The organism is Vibrio sp. 10N.222.48.A3 (assembly GCF_041475345.1).
GTDB classification, from domain to species: domain Bacteria; phylum Pseudomonadota; class Gammaproteobacteria; order Enterobacterales; family Vibrionaceae; genus Vibrio; species Vibrio tasmaniensis_A.
In genome coordinates this window covers 1-2,843 of record NZ_JBFRVX010000193.1, presented here as the reverse complement: position 1 = coordinate 2,843, position 2,843 = coordinate 1, and the positions used below count along the sequence as shown (strand labels likewise).

The following is a 2,843-nucleotide window of genomic DNA, read 5'->3' as shown; positions in this document are numbered from 1 at the left end:
AGTCTCATTGTCTTAAACAATGCATCCGGACGCGGGATGGAGCAGTTTGGTAGCTCGTCGGGCTCATAACCCGAAGGTCGTCGGTTCAAATCCGGCTCCCGCAACCACATTACAGTTGAACGTTGATTTGATGCTTTGTAGCAGAAAAGATGAACGGTTAGCTTATGCGATACTAGCTCAGTTGGTAGAGCGCAACCTTGCCAAGGTTGAGGTCATCGGTTCGAACCCGATGTATCGCTCCAGTTTACTTTTCATGGTAAACAAAACTCTTTAAACCACAGTGTTTAAAGACGACCTTACCGGTCACGCTCTTTCTTTAATGCTGCGAAGCATAATCCCCCCAAAAAGCAAATAATCCTCCATTATGGTGGATATTTTTTTGTCTTAAATTTTTGTTAGCAACAAGAATGCTAGTAAACATCAGGTCTCTGAAGTAGATACCTGAGGTTTTTCACATCTATAAACAGACTTATCCACAAAGTATCAAGTGTGGATAACTTGGTTGATAAAGTTATTTCAGACCCAATTCTTTACATTTCTCTAAAAGATCTTTCTTGTTTTCAGTATATTAGCTGAATTGCGGCGATCGTAACTCATTGTTTTTTATCAGGTTGAATACTTGCCTTGAATTTGATAAAAGATCGTTAACTTGTTGTTTTTTGATCTTAATCATTTATCGGTACTGTGTTTAACTTTACGTGGGTGTCGGAAGTTTACGAGAGTTCTGAATTTTTTCCACATTGTTAGAATTGAGAACAAGGTCAAACATTGTTCGAAAATTATGTGCAACGAGTTGTGTTGTATGGTGGGTTGTTGGTGTGGATTGGCCTGCCAATCGTTGATGCCTAAGGGGTTAGGCGTCTCTTGGTAGCCCTTTCTCAACGATGCGTATTAGCCTGTGCTTTTTGGTGAGGATTTTGCTGCTATCTTTTTGCACACAACTATTTTTCTGCGTAGAGCTATCTTCTTGCATGCTGCTAGCATTGGGTAACTGTTGTAGTTGTTTATTTAAAGCCCACTCAATATGTACATCCAGCATTTCGTTGTTGCCTCGATGAGATTCCAGTGTTTCAACAATGCGTTGTTGAAATGGCGCATTGCCCATAGCAACAAAGATATTGCGTAACCATTGGGTGTGTCCAATACGTCTTATCGCTGAGCCTTCCATCTTCTTTAGGAAGGTAGCTTCATCCCAACTTGAAAGTGAAACAAGGTTTGCCTCTCGGAAGTCTTCTCTGCGGTGGAAGTCAGTTTGCTCAGTGAGTTCGGCATGGCGGTTCCACGGGCAAACTAACTGACAGTCATCGCAACCGTAAATACGATTACCAATTGCGTCTCTAAACTCTTCCGGGATCACACCATCATATTCAATGGTTAAGTACGAGATACATTTTCGAGCATCCACTACGCCATCAGCAATAATGGCGCCCGTTGGACAAGAGGTGATACATGCGGTGCATTTGCCGCACTCATCGACACTGGGTTCATCTGTTGGAAGAGGAATGTTAACTAACAATTCTCCTAGGAAGAACCAAGAGCCAGCGTCTTTATCAAGAATTAATGAGTGTTTACCTGTCCAGCCCAACCCTGCTTTTTGAGCGAGCGGTCGTTCCAAAATGGGCGCTGAATCCACGAAAGGACGTGAGTCTAAACCTTCGACTTCCTTTTCGATTCTTTGTCCCAGCTTTTTCAACTGGTTGCGGAACAATTTGTGATAATCGCGGCCTAAAGAATAACGGCTGATATAACCTTGAGTGGTATCGCTTAGGTTAGAGGCAAACTGAGCTTCTGGTGGTAGATAGTTCATTCGGGCGCTGATCACTCGAATGGTGCCTGGGTGAAGTTCATTGGGACGAGCACGCATCATCCCATGTCGAGCCATCCAATCCATTTCGCCGTGGTTGCCAGCATCTAGCCATGCTTGAAGAGGGGCTTCATGTTCACTTAAATCAACATCGCAGATGCCAACTTTTTGAAAGCCTAGTTCTTTTCCCCAGATTTTAATTTTTTCAGCAAGATGGTCTAGATTCATGGCTTAATTCTTAATTCTTATTTTCTCTGTTTTACAATTAGAGATAAGGCTAATTAAAATTAGGTTCGGCAAAAATGGGGGCGGATCTTAACGGATCTTAGTGGTATTGACCAGAACAGACGTGTTTTGATCAGTATTTTTCATAGAACTTACACTTGAGTGCTTGTCTCCCAAAAGCATCACGGTTTACTATTCTTGTTCTTTTGATTTTTATATAGTCAACGATCGATTTTTAGAGAACGTATTCATGAGCACGAAACAATTTACTTTGAAAGATGAACAAGCAACGATTCAATTAGGAACGGAGCTTTCTAATCTTTGCTCACAGCAGACAACTATTTATCTGCATGGTGATCTTGGCGCAGGTAAAACGACCTTCAGTCGTGGTTTTGTAAAAGCACTTGGCCATCAAGGAAATGTAAAGAGCCCAACGTATACTCTAGTTGAACCTTATCAACTTGCCGATTGGCAGGTGTACCATTTTGATCTTTATCGCCTAGCCGATCCTGAAGAATTAGAGTTTATGGGGATTCGTGACTACTTCACGCCAGATGCTATCTGTTTGGTTGAATGGCCAGAGAAAGGTTATGGAATGCTACCAGAAGCAGATTTGGATATTGATATTCGTTACCAAGACGATCACCGCATTGTTTCTTTAACCGCTAACAGTGAATACGGACAGCGCTTACTTAGTCAGTTGGAGTTATGTTGATTTCTAGACGCCTTATTTCAGCAGTAGCTATGTTGGCTGCTGTTTTTTCTATACTGTTTTCTTCACTTGTTTCTGCAAACTCACTAAAGAGTTTAAGGG

Annotated in this window: 2 protein-coding genes and 2 tRNA genes; 3 read left to right on the top strand and 1 reads right to left on the bottom strand. The window is 41.9% G+C overall.

The genetic code is table 11. From position 1 onward, the window contains the following. Positions 1 to 30: 30 nt before the first annotated feature. Both AB4653_RS06885 and AB4653_RS06880 read left to right on the top strand, forming a co-directional pair. Positions 31 to 107 (top strand) — tRNA-Met (locus AB4653_RS06885). 59 nt (positions 108 to 166) lie between these two features. Continuing rightward, positions 167 to 242, top strand: a tRNA-Gly gene (locus tag AB4653_RS06880). Positions 243 to 853: 611 nt separating this feature from the next. Here the strand turns inward: AB4653_RS06880 and queG are convergent. After that, positions 854 to 2,032 (bottom strand): tRNA epoxyqueuosine(34) reductase QueG, encoded by a 1,179-nt coding sequence (queG, locus tag AB4653_RS06875; RefSeq protein WP_009847877.1) that lies wholly within the window; start codon positions 2,030 to 2,032, stop codon positions 854 to 856. A gap of 247 nt (positions 2,033 to 2,279) precedes the next feature. On the opposite strand from queG, the gene tsaE reads away from it, so the two are divergent. Next, positions 2,280 to 2,744, top strand: coding sequence for a tRNA (adenosine(37)-N6)-threonylcarbamoyltransferase complex ATPase subunit type 1 TsaE (gene tsaE / locus AB4653_RS06870; protein WP_004735870.1), 465 nt, complete (start codon positions 2,280 to 2,282; stop codon positions 2,742 to 2,744). Positions 2,745 to 2,843: the final 99 nt, after the last annotated feature.